Consider the following 23,442-nt stretch of genomic DNA (forward strand, 5'->3'; position numbering starts at 1 on the left):
TCCCTGGGGTTGCAGCGGCTGCTGTCTGATCATTGGTGGACGGCACGGGGGCTGCGCCCTGCGCCGTCCGGAAAACAGTTTATCGGTCGCGCTCGGCCACCGGCCCACCCGTCTCGCCTCTCGGGAGCACTGTGACCTGCGGCACGGGCATTGTGCCCAATGCCCGGCGACCTTGAACAGGGTGTCGCCGCCCGAGTACGGGGTCCGGGTGAACCGGCCGGGTGTGGGGTTTCAGCGCAGCCGGGCGGCCACGAGGTCCCACACGGTGTCGGCCAGGGCCTCCTTCGGCCCGTGCGGCACGGGGGTCTCGCCGCCGTCGGCGGCCAGCACCACGGCCTCGTTCTCCTCCGCGCCGAAGGTCTTGCGCTCCCCCACCTCGTTGACCACGAGGAGGTCGCACCCCTTGCGCGCCAGCTTCTTGCGGCCGTTGGCGAGGACGTCGTCGGTCTCGGCGGCGAAGCCCACGATCACCTGTCCGGGGCGCGCCCGGTCGGCCGATATCTCCGCGAGGACGTCCGGATTGCGCACCAGGGCGACGGGCTCCGGTTCCTGGTCGTCCTTCTTCTTGATCTTCCCGGTCGCATAGGTCGCGGGCCGGAAGTCGGCGACGGCGGCGGCCATGACCACCGCGTCGGCGTCCCTGGTCGCCTTGAGCACCGCCTCGCGCAGCTCCACGGCCGTCCCCACCGGGACGACGTCCACGCCCGCCGGGTCGGGCAGGCCGGTGGTGTTGGCGGCGATGAGGGTCACCCGGGCGCCCCTGGCCGCCGCCGTGCGGGCCAGGGCGTAGCCCTGCTTGCCGGAGGAGCGGTTGCCGAGGAAGCGGACCGGGTCCAGGGGTTCCCGGGTGCCGCCGGCGCTGATGACGACGTGCCGGCCGGCCAGGTCGGGCTCGGTCACGCCCCGGGCCAGGACACGACGGCAGATCTCGAAGATCTCCACCGGGTCGGGGAGCCGGCCCTTGCCGGTGTCGACGCCGGTCAGCCGGCCGACGGCCGGCTCGATGACGACGGCGCCGCGACGGCGAAGCGTCGCCACGTTCTCCTGCGTGGCCGGGTGCTCCCACATCTCGGTGTGCATGGCCGGGGCGAAGACCACCGGGCAGCGGGCGGTGAGCAGGGTGTTGGTCAGCAGGTCGTCCGCGAGGCCGTGAGCGGCCTTGGCGAGCATGTCGGCCGTGGCCGGGGCCACCACCACGAGGTCCGCGTGCTGGCCGATGCGGACGTGCGGCACCTCGTGGACGTCGTCCCAGACCTCGGTGGCGACAGGGTTGCCGGACAGGGCGGACCAGGTGGCGGCACCGACGAAGTGCAGCGCGGAGGCGGTGGGGACGACACGGACGTCGTGTCCGGACTCCGTCAGCCGGCGCAGCAGCTCGCACGCCTTGTAGGCGGCGATGCCGCCGCTGACCCCCAGAACGACCTTGGGCTTGCTCACCGGGCCTCCCGCACTCGGCACACACACGACACGCACGCCTCGGCTCATCGGCGTACGCGTCCATGCTGCATCATCGCTGCCTCATCGCGGGACAAGCCCGCACCCCCGAGCACACCACAGGCCCGGCAGCGGCGCTGCCGGGCCTGTGGGGAAAAACACTTACTGCCCCGGGCCCTCGACGGCCTCGGAGGTCAGCAGACCCGCGTTGATCTCGCGCAGGGCGATGGAGAGCGGCTTCTCGTGGACGTGGGTGTCGACGAGCGGACCGACGTACTCCAGAAGACCCTCGCCGAGCTGCGAGTAGTACGCGTTGATCTGGCGGGCGCGCTTGGCCGCGTAGATCACGAGGCTGTACTTCGAGTCGGTGGCCTCGAGGAGCTCGTCGATCGGCGGGTTGATGATGCCCTCGGGCGCGGAGATGGAAGAGGACACGCTCTACCTTCCGATGGATGGGAAAGATTCAGTGGTGTGCGATCACCCGGTGCGACCACCAGGGTGACCGTCACGATCACACAACGTCCATCAAGGCTAGCAGCTCGCGCGCCACGTCCTCGACGGAGGTGTTGACCAGGGTCGTATCGAACTCCGGCTCGGCCGCCAGCTCGACCTTCGCCGCCCGCAGCCGGCGCTCGATCACCTCGGGCGGCTCGGTCCCCCGGCCGGTGAGGCGGCGCACCAGCTCCTCCCAGGAGGGCGGAGCGAGGAACACCAGCTGGGCCTCGGGCATGGACTCACGGACCTGCCGGGCGCCCTGGAGGTCGATCTCCAGCAGGACCGGCTCGCCCGCCTCCAGGCGGTCCAGCACGGCGGCGCGCGGCGTGCCGTAGCGGTTGCCGGCGAACTCGGCCCACTCCAGCAGCTCGCCGTTGGCGATCAGCTTGTCCATCTCGTCGTCGGTGACGAAGAAGTAGTGGACTCCGTGCTGCTCGCCGGGGCGGGGCTTGCGGGTCGTCGCCGACACCGAGAGCCATACCTCGGGGTGTTCCTTGCGCATATGGGCGACGACCGTGCTCTTGCCGACCCCGGAGGGGCCGGAGAGCACGGTCAGCCGCGGACGTGCGTCCGGGGGGACGGGGGACGTCCCCCGGGGTGTTACAGCCATGCAGCGATTATTCCAGCAATCCCGGAGTGCCCGGGACTCCCTTCCCCACGGGGCGGGGTTCAGGAGCCGGTGCCGCCGAACTCACGCTCCAGGGAAGCGATCTGGTTGGAGCCGAGGCCGCGGACCCGACGGCTCTCGGAGATGCCGAGTCGCTCCATGATCTGCTTGGCGCGGACCTTGCCCACGCCCGGCAGGGACTCAAGAAGGGCGGACACCTTCATCTTGCCGATGACGTCGTTCTCCTGGCCCTGCTTGATGACCTCGTGCAGGGAGGCGCCGGAGTGCTTGAGTCGATTCTTGACCTCGGCCCGCTCCCGGCGAGCCGCGGCGGCCTTTTCGAGCGCGGCTGCGCGCTGTTCAGGGGTAAGGGGCGGAAGAGCCACGCCTACGTCACCTCGGATGTCGAACTGTCGGATACGGACCGGTGAGGAACCTAGTCGCCCCACACCTGGGGAGCCACGAGCAACACGCTTGCCCGTTCTCCCCCACTGCCTCGAGGGCGTGGGAGGTGGCCCCACTCGACGGAGACTAGCGGTCAAGGACGCCAGAGTCAGCGAGAACAGCGGAAAAGTCCTGGTCAGCCTCAGTGAGGACGGACATCTAGGACATATTGCCTCGGATTTGAGAATGTATCCAGCCTCAAGCGGCCTTGGACCGCGCCCGAGGACTCATCCGGCGGCCACCGCGACCCGGATCTCGTCGGCGAAGCGTTCCGCCGCGTCACGCAGCGCGACGACGTCGGGACCGTGACGAAGAACACCCCGGCTGACGTTCGGGACCACCGTGCGCACCGCGGGGCCGAAGACGGCGGGGAGATCGGCCGGGGTCGCCCCCTGGGCACCGATCCCGGGCGCCAGCAGCGGTCCGTTGATGTCCAGGTCGTACGACGACAGGTCGCCGAGCGTGGCGCCCACCACCGCGCCGAAGGAGCCCATCGGGCTCTCCCCCGCGTTCTCCCGCGCCAGGTGGGCGAGCATCGTCGCGCCCACGTTCCGGCCGTCGGGCCGGACGGCGTGCTGCACCTCGCCGCCCTCCGGGTTGGAGGTCAGCGCCAGCACGAACAGGCCCGCGCCGCTCTCCCGCGCCAGCTCGACCGCCGGCCCGAGCGAGCCGTACCCGAGGTACGGCGAGACGGTCAGCGCGTCCGAGAACAGCGGCGCGTCCTTGTGCAGGAAGGACTCGGCGTAGGCGGCCATGGTCGAGCCGATGTCGCCGCGCTTGGCGTCCATGACGACCAGTGCCCCGGCCGCCCGCGCCTCCTGGACCGTCTTCTCCAGGACGGCCACGCCCCGGGAGCCGAAGCGCTCGAAGAAGGCGCTCTGCGGCTTCAGGACGGCCACCCGGTCGGCCACCGCCTCCACGACCGTGCGGCTGAACCGCTCCAGACCGGTCACGTCGTCGTTCAGGCCCCACTCGGCGAGCAGGGAGGCGTGCGGGTCGATGCCGACGCACAGCGGGCCGCGCTCGTCCATGGCGTGGCGCAGCCGGGCGCCGAAGGGTTCCATCGGGCTCATGCCGTCTTCCCTGCCTTCCTCACATCGGCCTCCGTCACGTCGGCCTGCTTCACATCGGCGCCGACCGCGTCGGCGAGGGTGGCGTACGGGCTGGTGCGCAGGCGCGCGGCGAGCCCCTTGTGGATCGCGCGGCCCCAGAAGGGTCCCTGGTAGATGAAGGCGCTGTAGCCCTGGACCAGCGTGGCGCCGGCCAGGATGCGCTGCCAGGCGTCCTCGGCGTTCTCGATGCCGCCCACGCCGACCAGGGTGATGCGGTCGCCCACGCGCGCGTAGAGGCGGCGCAGCACCTGAAGGGAGCGCTCCTTGAGCGGGGCGCCGGACAGCCCGCCGGTCTCGCCGACCAGGGCCGGGTCCGAGCGCAGGCCGAGTCCCTCGCGGGCGATGGTGGTGTTCGTGGCGATGATGCCGTCCAGGCCGAGTTCCACGGCGAGGTCGGCGACGGCGTCGACGTCCTCGTCGGCGAGGTCGGGAGCGATCTTCACCAGCAGCGGCACCCGGCGCCCCGGCACGACCCGGTCGGCGGCCTCGCGCACGGCGCTCAGCAGCGGGCGCAGCGCCTCGGTGGCCTGGAGGTTGCGCAGGCCGGGCGTGTTCGGCGAGGAGACGTTGACGACCAGGTAGTCGGCGTAGGGGGCGAGGTGCTCGGCCGACTTCACGTAGTCGCCGACGGCCTCCTCCTCGGGGACGACCTTGGTCTTGCCGATGTTGACGCCCACGACCGTCCTGAAGACGGGTGCGCGCGAGGCCAGGCGCGCGGCGACGGCCAGCGAGCCGTCGTTGTTGAAGCCCATGCGGTTGATGAGCGCGCGGTCCGCGACGAGCCGGAACAGCCGCTTCTTCGGGTTGCCGGGCTGCGGCTCGCCGGTGACGGTGCCGATCTCGACGTGGTCGAAGCCCAGCATCGACATCCCGTCGATCGCGACGGCGTTCTTGTCGAAGCCGGCCGCGAGCCCGAAGGGGCCGTGCATGCGCAGACCCAGGGCCTCGGTGCGCAGCTCCTTGAAGCGCGGGGCGAGGGCGGCCGCGAGGAACGTGCGCAGCACGGGGATGCGGACGGCGAGACGGATCCAGCGGAAGGCCAGGTGGTGGGCCTGCTCGGGATCCATGCGCCGGAAGACCAGATTGAAAAAGATCTTGTACATGGTGTCCTGGTGTCCTCACGAAGAGGGGGACACCGTTTCCGGTGTCCCCCTCGGGGCTGCTAGTCGCGGGCCGCGGTCAGGAACTCGGCGTGTTCCTGCAAGGAGCGCACGCCCACGTCGCCGTGGTTGAGCGCGTCGATCCCCTGGACCGCCGCGGCGAGCGCCTGGACCGTCGTCAGGCACGGCACGGACCGCGCCACGGCCGCCGTACGGATGTCGTAGCCGTCGAGGCGGCCGCCGGTGCCGTACGGGGTGTTGACGATGAGGTCGACCTCGCCGTCGTGGATGAGCTGGACGATGGTCCGCTCGCCGTTCGGGCCGGTGCCCTCGGACTGCTTGCGCACGACGGTGGCGTTGATGCCGTTGCGCTTGAGCACCTCGGCGGTGCCGGAGGTGGCCAGCAGTTCGAAGCCGTGGGCGACCAGCTCCCGGGCCGGGAAGATCATCGAGCGCTTGTCCCGGTTGGCGACCGAGATGAACGCGCGGCCCTTGGTGGGCAGCGGCCCGTAGGCGCCCGACTGCGACTTGGCGTACGCCGTGCCGAAGACGGAGTCGATGCCCATGACCTCGCCGGTGGAGCGCATCTCCGGGCCGAGGACGGTGTCGACGCCGCGGCCCTGGATGTCGCGGAACCGCGTCCACGGCATGACCGCCTCCTTGACGGAGATCGGCGCGTCCAGCGGCATCGTGCCGCCGTCGCCGTTCTTCGGCAGCAGGCCCTCCGCGCGCAGCTCGGCGACGGTCGCGCCCAGCGAGATGCGGGCGGCGGCCTTGGCCAGCGGCACCGCGGTCGCCTTGGAGGTGAAGGGGACCGTGCGGGAGGCGCGCGGGTTGGCCTCCAGGACGTAGAGGATGTCGCCGGCCAGCGCGAACTGGATGTTGATCAGTCCGCGCACCCCGACACCGCGCGCGATGGCCTCGGTGGAGGCGCGCAGGCGCTTGATGTCGAAGCCGCCCAGCGTGATCGGCGGCAGGGCGCACGCCGAGTCGCCGGAGTGGATGCCGGCCTCCTCGATGTGCTCCATGACGCCGCCGAGGTACAGCTCCTCGCCGTCGTAGAGGGCGTCGACGTCGATCTCTATGGCGTCGTCTAGGAATCGGTCGACCAGGACCGGCCGGGAGGGGCTGATCTCGGTGGACTCGGCGATGTACGCCTCAAGGCGCGCCTCGTCGTAGACGATCTCCATGCCGCGCCCGCCGAGGACGTACGACGGCCGGACGAGGACCGGGTAGCCGATCTCGTCGGCGATCGTCTTGGCCTGGGCGAAGGTGGTGGCGGTGCCGTGCTTGGGGGCGGGCAGGCCCGCCTCCGCGAGCACCCGGCCGAAGGCGCCCCGGTCCTCGGCGGCGTGGATCGCCTCGGGGGAGGTGCCGACGATCGGTACGCCGTTGTCCTTCAGCGCCTGGGCGAGGCCCAGCGGGGTCTGGCCGCCCAGCTGGACGACGACACCGGCGACCGGACCGGCCTGCCGCTCGGCGTGGACGATCTCCAGGACGTCCTCCAGGGTGAGCGGCTCGAAGTACAGCCGGTCGGAGGTGTCGTAGTCGGTGGAGACGGTCTCCGGGTTGCAGTTGACCATCACGGTCTCGTACCCGGCGTCGCTGAGCGCGAAGGAGGCGTGGACGCAGGAGTAGTCGAACTCGATCCCCTGGCCGATGCGGTTGGGGCCGGAGCCCAGGATGATCACCGCGGGCTTGGTCCGGGCCGCGACCTCGGTCTCCTCGTCGTAGGAGGAGTAGAAGTACGGCGTCCGGGCGGCGAACTCGGCGGCGCAGGTGTCGACCGTCTTGTAGACCGGGCGGACGCCGAGGGCGTGCCGCACCTCGCGGACGACGTCCTCGCGCAGGCCGCGGATCTCGGCGATCTGCTGGTCGGAGAAGCCGTGCCGCTTGGCCTCGGCCAGCAGGTCGGGGGTGAGCTCGGGGGCCTCGGTCAGCTCGTCGGCGATCTCCTTGATCAGGAAGAGCTGGTCGACGAACCACGGGTCGATCTTCGTGGCCTCGAAGACCTCCTCGGGCGTGGCGCCCGCGCGGATGGCCTGCATGACCGTGTTGATCCGGCCGTCGGTGGGCCGTACGGCCTCGCGCAGCAGCGCGTCCTTGTCGCCCGTCTCGCCGACGAACGTGAACTGGCTGCCCTTCTTCTCCAGGGAGCGCAGCGCCTTCTGGAAGGCCTCGGTGAAGTTGCGGCCGATGGCCATGGCTTCGCCGACCGACTTCATGGTGGTGGTCAGCGTGGAGTCGGCCTGCGGGAACTTCTCGAAGGCGAACCGCGGGGCCTTGACGACGACGTAGTCCAGGGTCGGCTCGAACGAGGCCGGGGTCTCCTGGGTGATGTCGTTGGGGATCTCGTCGAGGGTGTAGCCGACGGCGAGCTTGGCGGCGATCTTGGCGATCGGGAAGCCGGTGGCCTTGGAGGCCAGGGCCGAGGAGCGGGAGACACGCGGGTTCATCTCGATGACGATCACGCGACCGTCCTCGGGGTTCACCGCGAACTGGATGTTGCAGCCGCCGGTGTCGACTCCGACCTCGCGGATGACGGCGATGCCGATGTCGCGCAGGATCTGGTACTCGCGGTCGGTGAGCGTCATCGCCGGGGCGACGGTGATCGAGTCACCGGTGTGCACGCCCATCGGGTCGAAGTTCTCGATGGAGCAGACGACCACGACGTTGTCGTGCTTGTCGCGCATCAGCTCCAGCTCGTACTCCTTCCAGCCGAGGATGGACTCCTCCAGGAGCACCTCGGTGGTCGGGGAGAGCGTGAGGCCGGTGCCCGCGATGCGGCGCAGCTCCTCCTCGTCGTGGGCGAAGCCGGAGCCGGCGCCGCCCATGGTGAAGGACGGGCGGACCACGACCGGGTAGCCGCCGAGCTCGTCGACGCCGGCCAGGACCTCGTCCATGGTGTGGCAGATCACCGAGCGGGCGGACTCGCCGTGGCCGATCTTCCGGCGGACGGCCTCCACGACCTCCTTGAACTGGTCGCGGTCCTCGCCCTTGTGGATGGCCTCGACGTTGGCGCCGATCAGTTCGACGCCGTACTTGTCCAGGACGCCGTTCTCGTGCAGCGCGATGGCCGTGTTGAGGGCCGTCTGGCCGCCCAGCGTGGGCAGCAGCGCGTCGGGGCGCTCCTTGGCGATGATCTTCTCGACGAACTCGGGGGTGATCGGCTCGACGTAGGTGGCGTCGGCGATCTCCGGGTCGGTCATGATCGTCGCCGGGTTGGAGTTGACGAGGACGACGCGCAGGCCCTCGGCCTTGAGCACGCGGCACGCCTGGGTGCCGGAGTAGTCGAACTCGGCGGCCTGGCCGATGACGATCGGGCCGGAGCCGATGACCAGGACGGACTGGATATCGGTGCGCTTAGGCACGCTGGCCCTCCATCAGGGAGACGAAGCGGTCGAACAGGTAGGCGGCGTCGTGCGGGCCCGCTGCCGCTTCGGGGTGGTACTGGACGGAGAAGGCCGGCTGGTCGAGCAGCTGCAGCCCCTCCACGACGTCGTCGTTCAGGCAGACGTGCGAGACCTCGGCGCGGCCGAACTTGGTCTCGCTGACCTTGTCGAGCGGCGCGTCCACGGCGAAGCCGTGGTTGTGCGCGGTGACCTCGACCTTGCCGGTCGTACGGTCCTGGACCGGCTGGTTGATGCCCCGGTGGCCGTACTTCAGCTTGTAGGTGCCGAAGCCGAGCGCGCGGCCGAGGATCTGGTTGCCGAAGCAGATGCCGAACAGGGGCGTCTTCCGCTCCAGGACGGCGCTCATCAGCGCCACCGGGCCGTCGGCGGTCGCCGGGTCGCCGGGGCCGTTGGAGAAGAACACTCCGTCCGGGTTGACGGCGTAGACCTCGTCGGCCGTGGCGGTCGCGGGCAGCACGTGCACCTCGATGCCGCGCTCGGCCATGCGGTTCGGGGTCATGCCCTTGATGCCGAGGTCGATGGCGGCGACGGTGAAGCGCTTCTCGCCGATCGCCGGGACGACGTACGCCTCCTGGGTCGCGACCTCCTCGTACAGGCTCGCGCCCTTCATGTGCGGCTGGGCCTGCACACGCGCGAGGAGCTCGGAGTCGGCGGCGATCGCCTCTCCGGAGAAGATGCCGGCGCGCATGGCGCCGCGCTCGCGCAGATGGCGGGTGAGGGCGCGGGTGTCGATGCCGGAGATGCCGACCACACCCTGCCGCTCCAGCTCGTCGTCCAGGGAGCGCTTGGCCCGCCAGTTGGACGGCACGCGCGCGGGGTCGCGCACGACGTAGCCGGAGACCCAGATCCGCGCCGACTCGTCGTCCTCGTCGTTCCAGCCGGTGTTGCCGATCTGCGGGGCGGTCGCGACGACGATCTGACGGTCGTACGACGGGTCGGTGAGGGTCTCCTGGTAGCCGGTCATGCCGGTGGAGAACACGGCCTCACCGAAGGTCTCCCCCACGGCCCCGTAGGCGCGGCCGCGGAAGGTGCGGCCGTCCTCCAGGACGAGTACGGCGGGAAGCGCCTTGTTCCTCGGTGAGGAGCTTCCCCTTGTGGAGGTCGTCATCGTGCGCCTTCCGTGTCGTTGATCATCTGGTTCAGGGTGTCGGCCCACTCGGTGTGCTCGGCGGCGTGGTCGGAGCGGAAGCCGGAGTCGATCAGCTTGTCGCCGTGCGCCCAGGTCACCACCAGCAGTCCGCCCTCGGTGAGGACCTTGCCGGCGATGCCCTTGTCGAGCCGGGCGCCGCGCAGCGCGGCGGCGGGGACGAAGAAGTCGGCCGCCCCGGGGCGTACGACGTCCAGGCCCGCGTCGGTCAGGGTGAGCTGGACCCGGCTGCGCGTGCCGAGGCCGTGGGCCACGATGCGGTCCAGCCACTGCCCGGCGGTGGTGGAGCCGTGGTAGCGGCCGCTCATCGTCAGTTTCGCCTCGCCGGTCTCCTCGGGCACGCCGGGCAGCGGGGGCAGGTCGCTCTGCAGCGTGCCGCGCCACTTCCAGCCCTCGCGCATCAGCCAGTAGACGAGCGCGATGAAGAGCAGGAGTCCGACGAGCCAGCCGATGCGGGCCGGCCAGTCGGTGACGTCGGCCGACTTCTGGGCCTCCGCCAGCAGGATTACAGGTGTCACGTGAGCTTCCCGTCGACGAGCGTGGCCTTGCCCCGGAGCCACGTGTGGGTGACACGGCCCGGCAGCTCACGTCCCTCGTAGGGGGTGTTGCGGCTGCGCGAGGCGAAGCCCGCGGGGTCCACCTGCCCACGGTATGCCGTGTCGACGAGGGTGAGGTTGGCGGGCTCACCAGCCGAGACGGGGCGGCCGTGGCCGCCGGCCCGACCGATCCGGGCCGGCGTGAAGGACATGCGGTCGGCGACGCCCGCCCAGTCCAGCAGCCCGGTGTCGACCATGGTCTCCTGGACCACCGACAGGGCGGTCTCCAGGCCGACCATGCCCATGGCGGCCGCGGCCCACTCGCAGTCCTTGTCCTCGTGCGGGTGCGGGGCGTGGTCGGTGGCGACGATGTCGATCGTGCCGTCGGCGAGCGCCTCGCGCAGGGCCATGACGTCGCGCTCGGTGCGCAGCGGCGGGTTGACCTTGTAGACCGGGTTGTAGGTGCGCACCATCTCGTCCGTCAGGAGCAGGTGGTGCGGGGTGACCTCGGCGGTGACGTCGATGCCGCGGGACTTGGCCCAGCGCACGATCTCCACGCTGCCGGCGGTCGACAGGTGGCAGATGTGGACGCGGGAGCCGACGTGCTCGGCGAGGAGGACGTCGCGGGCGATGATCGACTCCTCGGCGACGGCGGGCCAGCCGCCCAGGCCCAGTTCGGCGGAGACGACGCCCTCGTTCATCTGGGCGCCCTCGGTCAGCCGCGGCTCCTGCGCGTGCTGGGCGACGACGCCGCCGAAGGCCTTCACGTACTCCAGCGCCCGGCGCATGATCACGGCGTCGTCGACGCACTTGCCGTCGTCGGAGAAGACGGTGACCCCGGCGGCCGACTCGTGCATGGCGCCGAGTTCGGCGAGCTTCCTGCCCTCCAGGCCGACGGTGACGGCGCCGACGGGCTGCACGTCGCAGTAGCCGTGCTCCCGCCCGAGCCGCCAGACCTGCTCGACGACGCCGGCGGTGTCGGCGACGGGGAAGGTGTTGGCCATGGCGAACACGGCCGTGTAGCCGCCGGAGGCAGCGGCCCGGGTGCCGGTGAGGACCGTCTCGGAGTCCTCGCGGCCCGGCTCGCGCAGATGGGTGTGGAGGTCGACCAGGCCCGGCAGGAGCACCTTGCCGCCGGCCTCGACGACCTCAGCGCCCTCCGCGCTCAGGCCGGTACCCACCTCGGCGATGGTCTCGCCGTCGATCAGCACGTCCTGCGGCTCGCCGCCGAGCACCTTCGCACCACGGATCAGGATCTTGCTCATGCGGGTTACTTCTCCTCAGTGGTCCGGGTGTGGGTGACGGCGGGCTCGTTGCCGCCGAGCAGCAGGTACAGGACGGCCATCCGGATGGACACGCCGTTGGCGACCTGCTCGACGACGGTGCAGCGCTCGGAGTCGGCGACCTCGGCGGTGATCTCCATGCCGCGGACCATGGGTCCGGGGTGCATCACGATGGCGTGCTCGGGCATCTTCGCCATGCGGTCGGCGTCGAGGCCGTAGCGCCGGGAGTACTCGCGCTCGGTCGGGAAGAAGGCGGCGTTCATGCGCTCGCGCTGGACGCGGAGCATCATCACCGCGTCCGACTTGGGCAGGGTGGCGTCGAGGTCGTAGGAGACCTCGCAGGGCCAGGTCTCGACGCCGACCGGCAGCAGGGTGGGCGGGGCGACGAGGGTGACCTCGGCGCCGAGGGTGTGCAGCAGGTCGACGTTGGAGCGGGCGACCCGGCTGTGCAGGACGTCGCCGACGACGGTGATGCGCCTGCCGTCCAGGTCCTGGCCGAGGCCGGCGTCCCGGCCGATCAGCCGGCGGCGCATGGTGAAGGCGTCGAGCAGCGCCTGGGTGGGGTGCTGGTGGGTGCCGTCGCCGGCGTTGATGACGACCGCGTCGATCCAGCCGGAGGTGGCCAGGCGGTACGGCGCCCCCGAGGCGCTGTGCCGGATGACCACCGCGTCGACGCCCATGGCCTCCAGGGTCTGGGCGGTGTCCTTCAGGGACTCGCCCTTGGACACCGACGATCCCTTGGCGCTGAAGTTGATGACGTCCGCGGACAGGCGCTTCTCGGCGGCCTCGAAGGAGATCCGGGTGCGGGTGGAGTCCTCGAAGAAGAGGTTGACGACGGTGCGGCCGCGCAGGGTGGGCAGTTTCTTGATCGGCCGGTCGGCGACCCGGGCCATCTCCTCGGCGGTGTCGAGGATCAGGACGGCGTCGTCGCGGGTGAGGTCGGCGGCCGAGATGAGATGACGCTGCATCTGTCAGGCTCCGTAAGGCAGTTCAGGAAAGGGAGATTCCGGGCAGGCGAGGGCGCGGCGAGCCTGCGCGCGGGGACGTACGGCGGGCCGTACGCGCGCGTGCGCTAGTGCTGCTGACGGCCCTGGGCGGTCGGCTGGGCGCCGAGCAGCACGGTGTCGCGGCCGTCCTCCTCGGCGAGGTGGACCTTGACCGTCTCCCGCAGCGACGTGGGGAGGTTCTTGCCGACGTAGTCGGCACGGATGGGCAGTTCGCGGTGGCCCCGGTCGACGAGGACGGCGAGCTGCACGGCGCGGGGGCGCCCGATGTCGTTCAGGGCGTCGAGGGCGGCGCGGATGGTGCGGCCGGAGAAGAGCACGTCGTCGACGAGGACGACCAGCTTGCCGTCGATGCCGTCACCGGGGATCTCGGTGCGGGCCAGCGCACGCGGCGGCTGCATGCGCAGGTCGTCGCGGTACATGGTGATGTCGAGCGAGCCGCGGGGAACCTTGCGCTCGGTGATCTGCTCCAGCTTGGCGGCGAGCCGCTGGGCGAGGAAGACGCCCCGGGTGGGGATGCCGAGGAGCACCACGTCGTCGGCGCCCTTGGCGCGCTCGACGATCTCGTGGGCGATGCGGGTCAGCACCCGCGCGATGTCGGGGCCTTCGAGCACGGGCCGCGCGGCGGACGCCTGCGGGTTCGCGTGCGTGTCCTGCTTGTCCATACGAAACGGACCTCCTTCTCCGCCTCACGGGACGGACCTTAAAGGACGTCGGATTTGCGCCATCAACGGTAGCAGGTGCCGCGGGCCGCTCCGGTCGCACCCCACCGTCCCTCTTGTCACCCGTTTGTCACCCCTTCGACGTAACCCGTTGCCGTTACCACGGAAGAGGCGGGGCGGACCATTCGGCTTGACGCGGCAGAGTAACGCTGCGTAACCTCACAGTGAGTTACCAGCCGCGCGGACGGAACCACTGCCGGCCGCGTCGACACAGTGTCCGGGGAGCCATATGTCCAGCGAATACGCCAAACAGCTCGGGGCCAAGCTCCGGGCGATCCGCACCCAGCAGGGCCTTTCCCTCCACGGTGTCGAGGAGAAGAGCCAGGGACGCTGGAAGGCGGTCGTGGTCGGCTCGTACGAGCGTGGCGACCGTGCCGTGACCGTGCAGCGCCTCGCCGAGCTGGCGGATTTCTACGGGGTCCCCGTGCAGGAGCTGCTGCCGGGCACCACCCCGGGAGGTGCCGCCGAGCCCCCGCCGAAGCTGGTCCTGGACCTGGAGCGGCTGGCCACGGTGCCGGCCGAGAAGGCGGGCCCCCTCCAGCGGTACGCCGCCACGATCCAGTCGCAGCGCGGTGACTACAACGGCAAGGTGCTCTCGATCCGCCAGGACGACCTGCGCACACTCGCCGTCATCTACGACCAGTCGCCCTCCGTCCTCACCGAACAGCTGATCAGCTGGGGTGTGCTGGACGCGGACGCCCGCCGCGCGGTCGCGTCCCACGAGGAGGGCTGAGCCCCGCCGGTCTCGGCAGGCTCGGGGACTTCTGCAGAAACGTGCCGCCGGGGTGGCCGGAACAACACCGTTCCGGCCACCCCGGCGCCGTTCTGCGGGCCTGAAGGGGCCCAGGAGCACTGGAGGGGCACACACACGCCGGAGGGCCCGCAGCGGTGTCGCTGCGGGCCCTCCGGCGTGTGTGCGTGTGTCGCGCGCGTTCTCGGCTACGCCTCGCTGCTCGCGTCGCGGCGCAGCGAGGGCTTGAGGTCCTTCAGCCGGCCGAGCAGGCCGTTGACGAACGAGGGCGACTCGTCCGTGGAGAACTCCTTCGCCAGCTGCACCATCTCGTCCAGCACGACGGCGTCCGGGGTCTCGTCGACCCAGATCAGCTCGTAGGCGCCGAGCCGCAGGATGTTGCGGTCGACGACCGGCATGCGGTCCAGCGTCCAGCCGACCGCGTACTGCGCGATCAGCTCGTCGATGCGGGTCGCGTGCCCGGCGTAGCCCTCGACGAGCTGCATCGTGTACTCGCTCACCGGCGGCTGCCGGGTGTCGCTGCGGGCGTGCCGGATCCAGTCCGCGAGGACGGTCAGGACGTCGGCGCCGCGCTGGTCGCCCTCGAAGAGGATCTGGAAGGCACGCTTGCGGGCCGTGTTGCGGGCAGCCACGGTTAGCTGGTCACCCGGCCAAGGTAGTCGCTCGAGCGCGTGTCGACCTTGATCTTCTCACCGGTGGTGATGAAGAGCGGGACCTGGATCTGGTGGCCGGTCTCCAGCGTGGCGGGCTTGGTGCCGCCGGTGGAGCGGTCGCCCTGGAGGCCCGGCTCGGTCTCGGCGATGGTCAGCTCGACGGCGGCCGGCAGCTCGACGAAGAGCACCTCGCCCTCGTGCTGCGCGACGGTGGCGGTGAAGCCCTCGACCAGGAAGTTGGCGGCGTCACCGACGGCCTTGCGGTCGATGTGCAGCTGGTCGTAGGTCTCCATGTCCATGAAGACGAAGTACTCGCCGTCCATGTAGGAGAACTGCATGTCGCGCTTGTCGACGGTGGCCGTCTCGACCTTGACGCCGGCGTTGAAGGTCTTGTCGACGACCTTGCCGGAGAGCACGTTCTTGAGCTTGGTGCGCACGAAGGCCGGGCCCTTACCGGGCTTGACGTGCTGGAACTCGACGACGGACCACAGCTGGCCGCCTTCGAGCTTGAGCACCATGCCGTTCTTGAGGTCGTTCGTGGAAGCCACGGTTGCTTCAATCTCCTGGACTTACGTGGACGACCCCGGGGCACGCACCTACAGCGCGAGCAGCTCCTTGGTCGTGATGGTGAGTAGCTCGGGTCCGCCGTCCGCCTCGGGGCGTACGACGAGCGTGTCATCGATCCGGACACCGCCCCGGCCCGGAAGGTGGACCCCCGGTTCGACGGTGACCGGCACGCAAGCGTCCAGTTTACCCATGGCCGCGGGGGCCAACTGCGGGTCCTCGTCGATTTCGAGTCCGACACCGTGCCCGGTGAGCGGCTGCAGGCCCTCCGCGTACCCGGCGGAGTCCAGGACCTGACGTGCCGCCCGGTCCACGTCCCGGTAGGCGGCGCCGGGCGCCAGCGCCTCCCGGCCGGCCCGCTGAGCGGCGAAGACCAGGTCGTAGAGCTGGATCTGCCAGTCCGCCGGGGAGGTGCCGATCACGAACGTACGGCCGATCTCGCAGCGGTAGCCCCGGTAGGCCGCGCCCAGGCACACCGAGAGGAAGTCGCCCTCCTCGACACGGCGGTCCGTGGGGCGGTGACCGCGGCGGCCCGAGTTCGGACCGGTGGCCACGGACGTGGGGAAGGCGGGGCCGTCGGCGCCGTGGTCGACCAGCCGCCGCTCCAGCTCCAGCGCCAGATGCCGCTCCGTGCGGCCCACGAGGATGGACTCCAGCAGTTCACCGAGGGCCTGGTCGGCGATCTCGGCGCCGATTCTCAGACAGGAGATCTCCTCCTCGTCCTTGACGACTCTCAGCTGCTCCACCGCGCTGCCCAGGTCGGCGAGGCGGATCCGGGGGGCCACCGAGGCGAGGGCCCGGTGGCGGGCCACGGTGAGGTGGTGCTCCTCGACGGCGAGCGAGTCGGCGCCCTGGGACTCGGCGAGGTCGGCGGCGGCGACGGCCGGGTCGCCGCCGGGCTGGGGCAGGACCTGCACCCCCAGCGCCTCGTCGGGACGCCCTTCGTGGGGCCGGTCGTCAGGTGGGTCCTGGCACACCAGGAGGTCCTCGCGCTTTCCGAGGAGCAGGACGGCACCGTGCGGGGCCGCGCCCGCGAGGTACCGCACGTTGGCGGGTCGAGTCACCAGCGCCGCCGCGCTGCCGCCCGCGTTGCAGCGCTCCCGTAGCCGGGTTCGGCGGGCCGCGTACACCTCTGACATGAACCGAGCGTAAGAGTCGTGGCCGGATATTGCCGTTCGGGAGGGGCCGAGTGGGTTTGCCTCCGGCAGTGGGTGCGGATTCTTTGCCGGTGGGCCTAGGGGGCGTCTCGTCGATCATGCCGGACTCGCGGTGACCGGCATGATCGACGAGACGCCCCCCGTCGTGAAGGGTTCCCGGCGGTGCGGCTGGCGGTGGGGGCGCCTGCCCTCGCTTCCGGGGTGCCTCCCCCACGCTCGAATGCGCTCGCGCGGGGGCGCCCCCACCGCCCACCCGTGCCGCCCGGGGGTACCGCCCAGGCGTCAAGCACTGGGGGACGCACGACTCCCCGCGGCTCTGTCACTGAGCTGCCGCAGCCACCGCAGCTCTCTTACCAGGTCGGGGGGCTGGCTATGGCTCTGGCCAGGACCTCGTCCAGGAGGTGGGCGGTGGTGGGGACGTCGAGTTGGGAGTTGTCGATGATGGGGAGGCCGGAGCCGTACCAGCCGGCCATGCGGCCGTGGATGCGGGCGACCTCCTCGTCGGTGAGGCGGCGGTTGCCGGTGCGCTCGGCGTTGCGCTCGAGGACGACATCCAGGCCGGGGAGCAGGACGACCGGGAGCAGGCCGGGTCCCACGTGCCGTTTCCAGCCACCGAGGCCGACGACCGGGCGGTCGGGGAACACGGCGTCGTCGAGGATGCAGGAGATGCCGTTGGCGAGGAAGTTGCGCGCGGCGAAGCCGCAGGTCCGGCGGGCGAGGCGGTACTGCGCCTCGGAGTTGTCGTTCCACCCGGACTGCGGGTCGGCGAAGCCGGAGCGGACCCATTCGCGGACGTCGTCGAGGCTGATGTGCGCGGTGGGGACCCGGCGGTGCTCGGCCCAGTGCTTGGCGACGCTCGTCTTGCCGGCGCCGGCGGGTCCGATCAGCAGCACCGCGAGGGTGGTGGTGGTCGGGTCGGGCACGGCGTGGGCGGGCGGTGCGGCCGGGAAGGCGACCGGGCCGCCGGGCGGCAGCCGGACGTGGCCGGTGGCGTCCGGTGGAGGCGGCGGGGCCTGCACCGATGGCGCGTGCGGAACAGGTGGCTGCGGTGCCGTCGGCGCTCCGGGACGCCCCGGCGCCGGGGGCGGCGGGGGAACGGGGGCCGAGCCCTGGTGCGGGCCCGGGTGGTGCACACCGGGGTGCTGTGCGGCCGGCGGCCAGCCCGCGGCCGGTCCGTGCCCCGGCTGGTGGGGCGGCGGCAGCGGCGAACCCACTGCGTGCTGCATCCGGTGCCACTCCGTCTCGTACAAGGCAATGGGCGCTGGCAGCGGGCCCGTTCCCGCTTCCCTACCGAACGGTACCGTCCCCGGCCGCCGTTTGGTGAACGGCCGGGGACGGCCCGAAGTGCCCGTCGGCGCACGGCGTATCGGACGGACCGCCCTTCGGGGGACTTACTGACCCACCTCGCCGTAGGCGGCGAGCAGCACGGCCGGGTCCGGGCCCTCCAGGACGGTGGGCTTGGCGAGGCCGTCGAGGACGATGAAGCGCAGCAGGTCGCCGCGCGACTTCTTGTCGACCTTCATCGTCTCCAGCAGCTTGGGCCACTGGTCGTAGCGGTAGTGCAGGGGCAGGCCGACGGATTCGAGGACCGTACGGTGACGGTCCGCCGTCGCGTCGTCCAACCGGCCCGCCAGACGGCCGAGTTCGGCGGCGAAGTGCATGCCCACCGACACCGCGGCGCCGTGCCGCCACTTGTACCGCTCGTTCTTCTCGATGGCGTGTCCGAGCGTGTGGCCGTAGTTGAGGATCTCGCGCAGACCCGATTCCTTCAGGTCGCTCGACACGACATCGGCCTTCACCCGGATGGAGCGCTCGATCAGCTCGGCGGTGTGCGGGCCGGCCGGGGTGCGGGCGGCCTCGGGGTCGGACTCGACGAGGTCCAGGATCACCGGGTCGGCGATGAAACCGGCCTTGATGACCTCGGCCAGGCCGGACACGTAGTCGTTGACCGGGAGGGAGTCCAGCGCGGCCAGGTCGCACAGCACGCCCGCGGGCGGGTGGAAGGCACCGACGAGGTTCTTGCCCTCGGCGGTGTTGATGCCGGTCTTGCCGCCGACGGCCGCGTCGACCATGGCGAGCACGGTGGTCGGGATGGCGATCCAGCGCACTCCGCGCAGCCAGGTGGCGGCCACGAAGCCCGCGAGGTCCGTGGTGGCGCCGCCGCCGACGCCCACGATGACGTCGGAGCGGGTGAACCCGGACTGGCCGAGCGCCTTCCAGCAGTAGGCGGCGACCTCGGCGGTCTTGGCCTCCTCCGCGTTGGGCACCTGGATGGCGACGGCCTCGAAGCCCTGCTCGGCCAGGTCGGCGCGGAGCGCGTCACCGGTCTCGGCGAGCGCCTCCGGGTGGATCACGGCGACCCGCTTGGCCTTCTCGCCGATCAGACCGGCCAGTTCGCCCAGGAGTTGACGTCCGACCAGGACGTCGTAGGGGTCGGTGCCCTCGGTACCGCCGATGTGGATCCGGGTGACTGCCTCACTCATGCCTGCTTCAACTCCACTGCGTCCAGGACGGCTTGCGTGACTTCCTCGGGCGTACGGCCGTCGGTGGCCACCACGGCCGTGGCGACCTCCTCGTACAGGTGCCGACGGGCCTCCATCAGCTCGCGCCACTGCTTGCGCGGGTTGACCGCGAGCAGCGGGCGGGCCGCGTTCAGCCCGGTGCGCTTGACGGCCTCCTCCACGTCCATCGACAGGTAGACCACGCGCACTCCGGCGAGCAGCTCGCGCGTGTCCGGGTCGAGGATCGCGCCGCCGCCCAGCGCCAGCACACCGTCGTGCTCGGCCAGCGCCCGGCGTACCGTCTGCTTCTCGATCGCCCGGAAGGCGGGCTCGCCGTCGTCGACGAAGATCTCCGCGACGGTACGGCCCTGTTCGGTCACGATGTCGTCGTCGGTGTCCCGGTAGCCGAGCCCGAGACGGCCGGCCAGCAGATGCCCGACGGTGGACTTGCCCACGCCCATCGGGCCGACCAGGACGACGACCGGCGTCGCGCTCATCGGATGGACAGGTTGTCGAGGTACGACCGGACGTTGCGGCGGGTCTCGGCCACGCTGTCGCCGCCGAACTTCTCCGCCACCGCGTCCGCCAGGACCAGGGCGACCATCGCCTCGGCGACGATGCCGGCCGCCGGGACCGCGCACACGTCGGAGCGCTGGTGGTGGGCCTGGGCCGGCTCGCCGGTGGCGACGTCGATGGTCTGCAGCGCCCGCGGCACGGTCGCGATCGGCTTCATCGCGGCCCGCACCCGCAGCAGCTCACCGGTGGTCAGCCCGCCCTCGGTGCCGCCGGAGCGGCCCGTGGCGCGCTTGATGCCGTCGGCGGTGGTGAGGATCTCGTCGTGGGCCTTGGAGCCGGGGACGCGCGCGAGGTCGAAGCCGTCGCCGACCTCGACGCCCTTGATCGCCTGGATGCCCATGAGCGCCGCCGCGAGCCGCGCGTCGAGCCGCCGGTCCCAGTGCACGTGCGAGCCGAGGCCCACCGGCACGCCGTAGGCCAGCACCTCGACCACACCGCCGAGGGTGTCGCCGTCCTTGTGGGCCTGGTCGATCTCGGCGACCATCGCCTTCGACGCGTCCGCGTCCAGGCAGCGCACGGGGTCCGCGTCCAGCTTCTCGACGTCCGCCGGGGTCGGGTACACCCCGTACGGCGCCTTGGCCGCCGCCAGCTCGACGACATGGCTGACGATCTCGATGCCGGCCGTCTCCTTCAGGTACGACCGGGCCACCGCGCCCAGCGCGACCCGGGCGGCGGTCTCGCGGGCGGAGGCCCGCTCCAGGATCGGCCGGGCCTCGTCGAAGCCGTACTTCTGCATGCCCGCGAGGTCGGCGTGGCCGGGGCGCGGGCGGGTCAGCGGGGCGTTGCGCGCGAGCTCGGCCAGCTCCGCCGGGTCGACCGGGTCGGCGGCCATGACCTTCTCCCACTTCGGCCACTCGGTGTTGCCGACCATGATCGCCACCGGCGAGCCGAGGGTGAGACCGTGCCGGACGCCGCCGAGGAAGGTCACCTCGTCGCGCTCGAACTTCATCCGGGCGCCGCGTCCATAGCCCAGGCGCCGCCGTGCGAGGTGGTCCGCCACCATCTCCGTGGTGATCGGCACGCCGGCGGGAAGGCCCTCCAGCGTCGCCACGAGTGCGGGTCCGTGGGACTCCCCCGCGGTCAGCCAACGCAACCTGCTCAACGGTGCTCCTCATGCTCGCGCCTGGAACTGCGACGGCGCGACCGGGTGCGCGGCCCGGGCCCGCCACCTACGATCCTCCCACGTCCGGGCTCCAGGACCGGCCGCCGGTCCAGCAGGCGGACGGGCGGCGGACAGTCGGCGGACGGCCCCGACGGCGGAACCGGTGTCCGGTCCGCGCCGTCGGCCGGTCGTCGGAAGCGGAAGGTCAGCGCTCCGCGAGCGCCTTCTCGCCCGCCCGGCGCATGGCGTCCAGCGGGGCCGGGGCGCGGCCCGTCATCTGTTCCACCTGGAGGACCGCCTGGTGGACCAGCAGGTCGAGACCGCTGACGACGGCGCCGCCGGCCATGGACCAGCGGGCCGCGAGGGCGGTGGGCCAGGGGTCGTACAGGACGTCGAAGAGGGTGGCGGGCCGCTCGGGTACGCCCGTGGCGAGCGGGTCGGTCGTACCGGCCGGGGTGGTGGCGATCACCAGGGGGGCGCGCAGGGCGTGCTCGGCATCCGACCAGTGCGCCGTACGGACCTCCACCCCCAGTCGCTCGCCCCACTGGCGCATCTCGCTCGCCCGGGCCTCGCTGCGCACATAGGCGACGACCTCGCCGGTACAGACGCGTGCGAGCGCGGCCAGCGCGGAGGAGGCGGTGGCGCCGGCGCCGAGGATCGCCGCCGACTCGACCTGTTCGATGCCGTGCTCGCGCAGGGCGGCGACCATGCCGGGGATGTCGGTGTTGTCCCCGGTGCGCCGGCCGTCCTCGGTGAGGACGACCGTGTTGACCGCCTCGACGGAGGCCGCCGTGTCGCTGATCCCGTCGAGCAGCGGGATGACGGCCCGCTTCAACGGCATGGTCAGCGACAGCCCCGCCCACTCGGGCCCGAGCCCGTCGAAGAAGGCGGGCAGCCCCTCCTCGTCGACCTCGAACCGGTCGTACGACCAGTCGACGAGCCCCAGCTCCTCGTAGGCCGCGCGGTGCAGCACCGGGGAGAGGGAGTGGGCGATGGGCGAACCGAGCACGGCGGCCCGGCGGGCGTCAGTTGCCCGAGCTGGCATCGAACTTGTCCTTGAGCTTCAGGAATTCGGCGTACGTCTTGGCGAACTCGGTCTTGTTCATGCCGTCGGTCGCCACGAAGTAGATCCAGCCCTCGTCGGTCGGGTTCAGCGCCGCCTTCAGTGCGTCGTCGCCGGGGTTTCCGATCGGTCCGGGCGGCAGGCCCTTGTGGGTGTAGGTGTTGTACGGGCTCTGGTTGCTGTTGATCTCTTTTTCGCTGATGTGGATGTTGCTCTCGCCCTTCAGGTAGTTGAAGGTCGAGTCGAACTGCAGCAGCTGGTTGGTCTGCGTGTTCGTCGGCTTGAGGCGGTTGTAGACGACCTCGGCCATCATGCGGAAGTCGTCGTGCGTCTTGCCCTCGGCCTGGACGAGGCTCGCGACCGTGACCAGCTCCAGCGGGTCGGAGAGGCCGAGGTCCTTGGCCTTCGCGGTCAGGTCGTAGCGGTTGTAGGCCTGGTCGGCCTGCTTGACCATGTTCCGCAGGACCGTTTCGGGCTTCATGCCCTTGGCCGCGGGATAGGTGCCCGGGTAGAGGAAGCCCTCCAGCGGATCCATGATCTGGCTGTTGCTGTTAGCCCAGTCGGGCAGGCCGAGGGACTTGTACTGCTTCGTGGCGATCTTCTTGGTGGTGCCGTCCGCCAGGTCGAGCTGTTTGTCGATCGCCTCGTACACCTGGGCGTTGCGCTCGCCCGGCTTGACCAGCACATTGCTCTGGCTGCTGGGATCGAGCATCAGCGCCACGGCGCTCGCCGCCGACATCTGCTTCTTGAGCTGGTAGGCGCCCGCCTGGATCTGCTTGCCCTTGGGGTTGTCCGACTGGGCCGCCACGAAGGCGTCGACGCTCTTGACCACGCCCGCCTGCTTCAGCGCACGGCCGATGTCGTAGCCCCCGGCGCCCTGGGGGATCTCGACGGTCACGGTCTCGTCGGTGCCGTTGCCCGCGTAGTCCGGCGCCGGGCCGAAACGATTTTGGTAGAACTGGTACCCGTAATACCCGGCGCCGGCCACGCCGCCGAGCACCAGCGCCACGACCAGGCAGGCGCATCCGTTGCGGCGCTTCTTGCCGCCCGTGCCCTTCCCCTTGCCGCCCCGCCCCTTGCGGTCGCCGCGGCCCCGGCCCTCGTTCGGGTCGTCGCCGTCGGGGTCGTCCTCGTCGTCGCCGCCCGTGAAGAAGGCGTGGTCCTCCTGGCCGGGGTCGGGTTCCGGATCCCAGTCGGGTCGCTGTTCGGGTTCGGGGGCCCTGCGGTTCGGCGGCTCCGGCGGCGGATAGGCATCGGGAGTGCCGTAGAGGTCGGGCTGCTCGGCGCCGTAGGCCATGGCCTGCTGGGCGTACGGGTCCCCCGGGTCGGCGGCGTACGGCATCTGCGGATGCGCACCGGTGCCGTCCCAGCCGCCCTGGTGCTGCTGCTGGTACTGCTGCTGATCCTGGGCGTGGGGTGCATACTGCTGGTCGTACTGCTGGTGGCCCTGCTGACCGTAGTGCGGGGGCTGCTGGTTGCCCTGCCCGTCGTACTGCTGATGCTGTCCGTCGTAGCCGGCCTGCTGCTCCTGGCCCCACTCTCCGTAGTGTGGCTGCTGCGGATGGTGCTGACGGCCGCCGTAGGGGGACTGCGGGCCGGCGTGGCCCTGCTGCCCTCCCCATCCGCCGTCCCCGTACAACGGGTCCTCCGGATGCCACGGTTCGGAGCCTGGGCCCCGGCCATACTCAGTCATCGATCCCCTAGAGCCGCGAGGCGGCCACGCGGCCTTTCGTCCGGCTGCCGTTCCGCCTCTTGCTGTGCACCGGCTGTTCGAACAC

Annotated in this window: 22 protein-coding genes; 1 reads left to right on the plus strand and 21 read right to left on the minus strand. The window is 71.2% G+C overall.

Annotation, left to right across the window (positions count from 1 at the left end; genetic code table 11):
* Window positions 1-231: 231 nt before the first annotated feature.
* The 12 genes from coaBC to pyrR form a co-directional block, all read right to left on the minus strand.
* Window positions 232-1,437 carry a bifunctional phosphopantothenoylcysteine decarboxylase/phosphopantothenate--cysteine ligase CoaBC gene (gene coaBC / locus IE318_RS07595; RefSeq protein ID WP_189897927.1) on the minus strand — a complete coding sequence of 402 codons (1,206 nt, stop codon included), beginning with the start codon at window positions 1,435-1,437 and terminating at the stop codon, window positions 232-234.
* A 159-nt stretch (window positions 1,438-1,596) separates the two neighbouring features.
* Window positions 1,597-1,869 carry a DNA-directed RNA polymerase subunit omega gene (gene rpoZ, locus IE318_RS07600; RefSeq protein ID WP_004933985.1) on the minus strand — a complete coding sequence of 91 codons (273 nt, stop codon included), beginning with the start codon at window positions 1,867-1,869 and terminating at the stop codon, window positions 1,597-1,599.
* A gap of 76 nt (window positions 1,870-1,945) precedes the next feature.
* The gene (gmk, locus tag IE318_RS07605) at window positions 1,946-2,539 is read right to left on the minus strand and encodes a guanylate kinase (protein WP_030166546.1); all 594 of its coding nucleotides are present in this window, start codon (window positions 2,537-2,539) and stop codon (window positions 1,946-1,948) included.
* Window positions 2,540-2,598: 59 nt separating this feature from the next.
* A complete protein-coding gene (locus IE318_RS07610) occupies window positions 2,599-2,922 on the minus strand; it encodes an integration host factor (protein ID WP_125496088.1) in 324 nt (107 codons plus the stop codon).
* A gap of 285 nt (window positions 2,923-3,207) precedes the next feature.
* Window positions 3,208-4,053 (minus strand): orotidine-5'-phosphate decarboxylase, encoded by an 846-nt coding sequence (gene pyrF / locus IE318_RS07615; protein WP_189897929.1) that lies wholly within the window; start codon window positions 4,051-4,053, stop codon window positions 3,208-3,210.
* Window positions 4,050-5,195 carry a quinone-dependent dihydroorotate dehydrogenase gene (locus IE318_RS07620; protein ID WP_189897931.1) on the minus strand — a complete coding sequence of 382 codons (1,146 nt, stop codon included), beginning with the start codon at window positions 5,193-5,195 and terminating at the stop codon, window positions 4,050-4,052. The genes pyrF and IE318_RS07620 overlap by 4 nt, the downstream gene beginning before the upstream one ends.
* Window positions 5,196-5,254: 59 nt before the next feature.
* A complete protein-coding gene (gene carB / locus IE318_RS07625) occupies window positions 5,255-8,563 on the minus strand; it encodes a carbamoyl-phosphate synthase large subunit (protein WP_189897934.1) in 3,309 nt (1,102 codons plus the stop codon).
* Window positions 8,556-9,713 (minus strand): glutamine-hydrolyzing carbamoyl-phosphate synthase small subunit, encoded by a 1,158-nt coding sequence (gene carA, locus IE318_RS07630; protein WP_189897937.1) that lies wholly within the window; start codon window positions 9,711-9,713, stop codon window positions 8,556-8,558. Before carA ends, carB begins: the two co-directional genes overlap by 8 nt.
* Window positions 9,710-10,270, minus strand: coding sequence for a PH-like domain-containing protein (locus IE318_RS07635; protein ID WP_030166524.1), 561 nt, complete (start codon window positions 10,268-10,270; stop codon window positions 9,710-9,712). The genes carA and IE318_RS07635 overlap by 4 nt, the downstream gene beginning before the upstream one ends.
* Entirely contained in the window at window positions 10,267-11,553 is a 1,287-nt protein-coding gene (locus tag IE318_RS07640; RefSeq protein ID WP_030166521.1) for a dihydroorotase, read from the minus strand. Before IE318_RS07640 ends, IE318_RS07635 begins: the two co-directional genes overlap by 4 nt.
* A gap of 5 nt (window positions 11,554-11,558) precedes the next feature.
* Complete coding sequence (locus IE318_RS07645) at window positions 11,559-12,539, minus strand: aspartate carbamoyltransferase catalytic subunit (protein WP_030166518.1); 981 nt, start codon at window positions 12,537-12,539, stop codon at window positions 11,559-11,561.
* A gap of 104 nt (window positions 12,540-12,643) precedes the next feature.
* Window positions 12,644-13,240, minus strand: a complete 597-nt coding sequence (gene pyrR, locus IE318_RS07650; protein WP_030166515.1) for a bifunctional pyr operon transcriptional regulator/uracil phosphoribosyltransferase PyrR — start codon at window positions 13,238-13,240, stop codon at window positions 12,644-12,646.
* Between the two features lie 286 nt (window positions 13,241-13,526).
* Between pyrR and bldD the strand changes: the two genes are divergently transcribed.
* The gene (gene bldD / locus IE318_RS07655; RefSeq protein WP_030166512.1) at window positions 13,527-14,030 is read left to right on the plus strand and encodes a transcriptional regulator BldD; all 504 of its coding nucleotides are present in this window, start codon (window positions 13,527-13,529) and stop codon (window positions 14,028-14,030) included.
* A gap of 206 nt (window positions 14,031-14,236) precedes the next feature.
* Here the strand turns inward: bldD and nusB are convergent, their stop codons facing one another.
* From nusB to mltG, 9 genes are all read right to left on the minus strand, one after another.
* Window positions 14,237-14,680 carry a transcription antitermination factor NusB gene (gene nusB / locus IE318_RS07660; protein ID WP_030166509.1) on the minus strand — a complete coding sequence of 148 codons (444 nt, stop codon included), beginning with the start codon at window positions 14,678-14,680 and terminating at the stop codon, window positions 14,237-14,239.
* Between the two features lie 2 nt (window positions 14,681-14,682).
* Window positions 14,683-15,249 (minus strand): elongation factor P, encoded by a 567-nt coding sequence (gene efp, locus IE318_RS07665; protein ID WP_030166504.1) that lies wholly within the window; start codon window positions 15,247-15,249, stop codon window positions 14,683-14,685.
* Window positions 15,250-15,297: 48 nt separating this feature from the next.
* A complete protein-coding gene (locus IE318_RS07670) occupies window positions 15,298-16,404 on the minus strand; it encodes an aminopeptidase P family protein (RefSeq protein ID WP_030166500.1) in 1,107 nt (368 codons plus the stop codon).
* A 368-nt stretch (window positions 16,405-16,772) separates the two neighbouring features.
* Entirely contained in the window at window positions 16,773-17,648 is an 876-nt protein-coding gene (locus tag IE318_RS07675) for a Pro-rich N-terminal domain-containing protein (RefSeq protein ID WP_189897939.1), read from the minus strand.
* 165 nt (window positions 17,649-17,813) lie between these two features.
* On the minus strand, window positions 17,814-18,905 hold the full coding sequence (gene aroB / locus IE318_RS07680) for a 3-dehydroquinate synthase (protein ID WP_189897942.1): 1,092 nt from the start codon (window positions 18,903-18,905) through the stop codon (window positions 17,814-17,816).
* Window positions 18,902-19,420, minus strand: coding sequence for a shikimate kinase (locus tag IE318_RS07685; RefSeq protein ID WP_189897945.1), 519 nt, complete (start codon window positions 19,418-19,420; stop codon window positions 18,902-18,904). The genes aroB and IE318_RS07685 overlap by 4 nt, the downstream gene beginning before the upstream one ends.
* Window positions 19,417-20,601: a chorismate synthase gene (gene aroC / locus IE318_RS07690; RefSeq protein ID WP_030166488.1), complete on the minus strand. Its 1,185-nt coding sequence runs from the start codon at window positions 20,599-20,601 to the stop codon at window positions 19,417-19,419. Before aroC ends, IE318_RS07685 begins: the two co-directional genes overlap by 4 nt.
* Before the next feature lie 205 nt (window positions 20,602-20,806).
* Window positions 20,807-21,646 (minus strand): shikimate dehydrogenase, encoded by an 840-nt coding sequence (locus tag IE318_RS07695; RefSeq protein WP_189897948.1) that lies wholly within the window; start codon window positions 21,644-21,646, stop codon window positions 20,807-20,809.
* Window positions 21,627-23,357, minus strand: coding sequence for an endolytic transglycosylase MltG (mltG, locus tag IE318_RS07700; protein WP_189897950.1), 1,731 nt, complete (start codon window positions 23,355-23,357; stop codon window positions 21,627-21,629). The genes IE318_RS07695 and mltG overlap by 20 nt, the downstream gene beginning before the upstream one ends.
* Window positions 23,358-23,442 lie beyond the last annotated feature (85 nt).

The organism is Streptomyces spiralis (assembly GCF_014654675.1).
Taxonomy (GTDB): domain Bacteria; phylum Actinomycetota; class Actinomycetes; order Streptomycetales; family Streptomycetaceae; genus Streptomyces; species Streptomyces spiralis.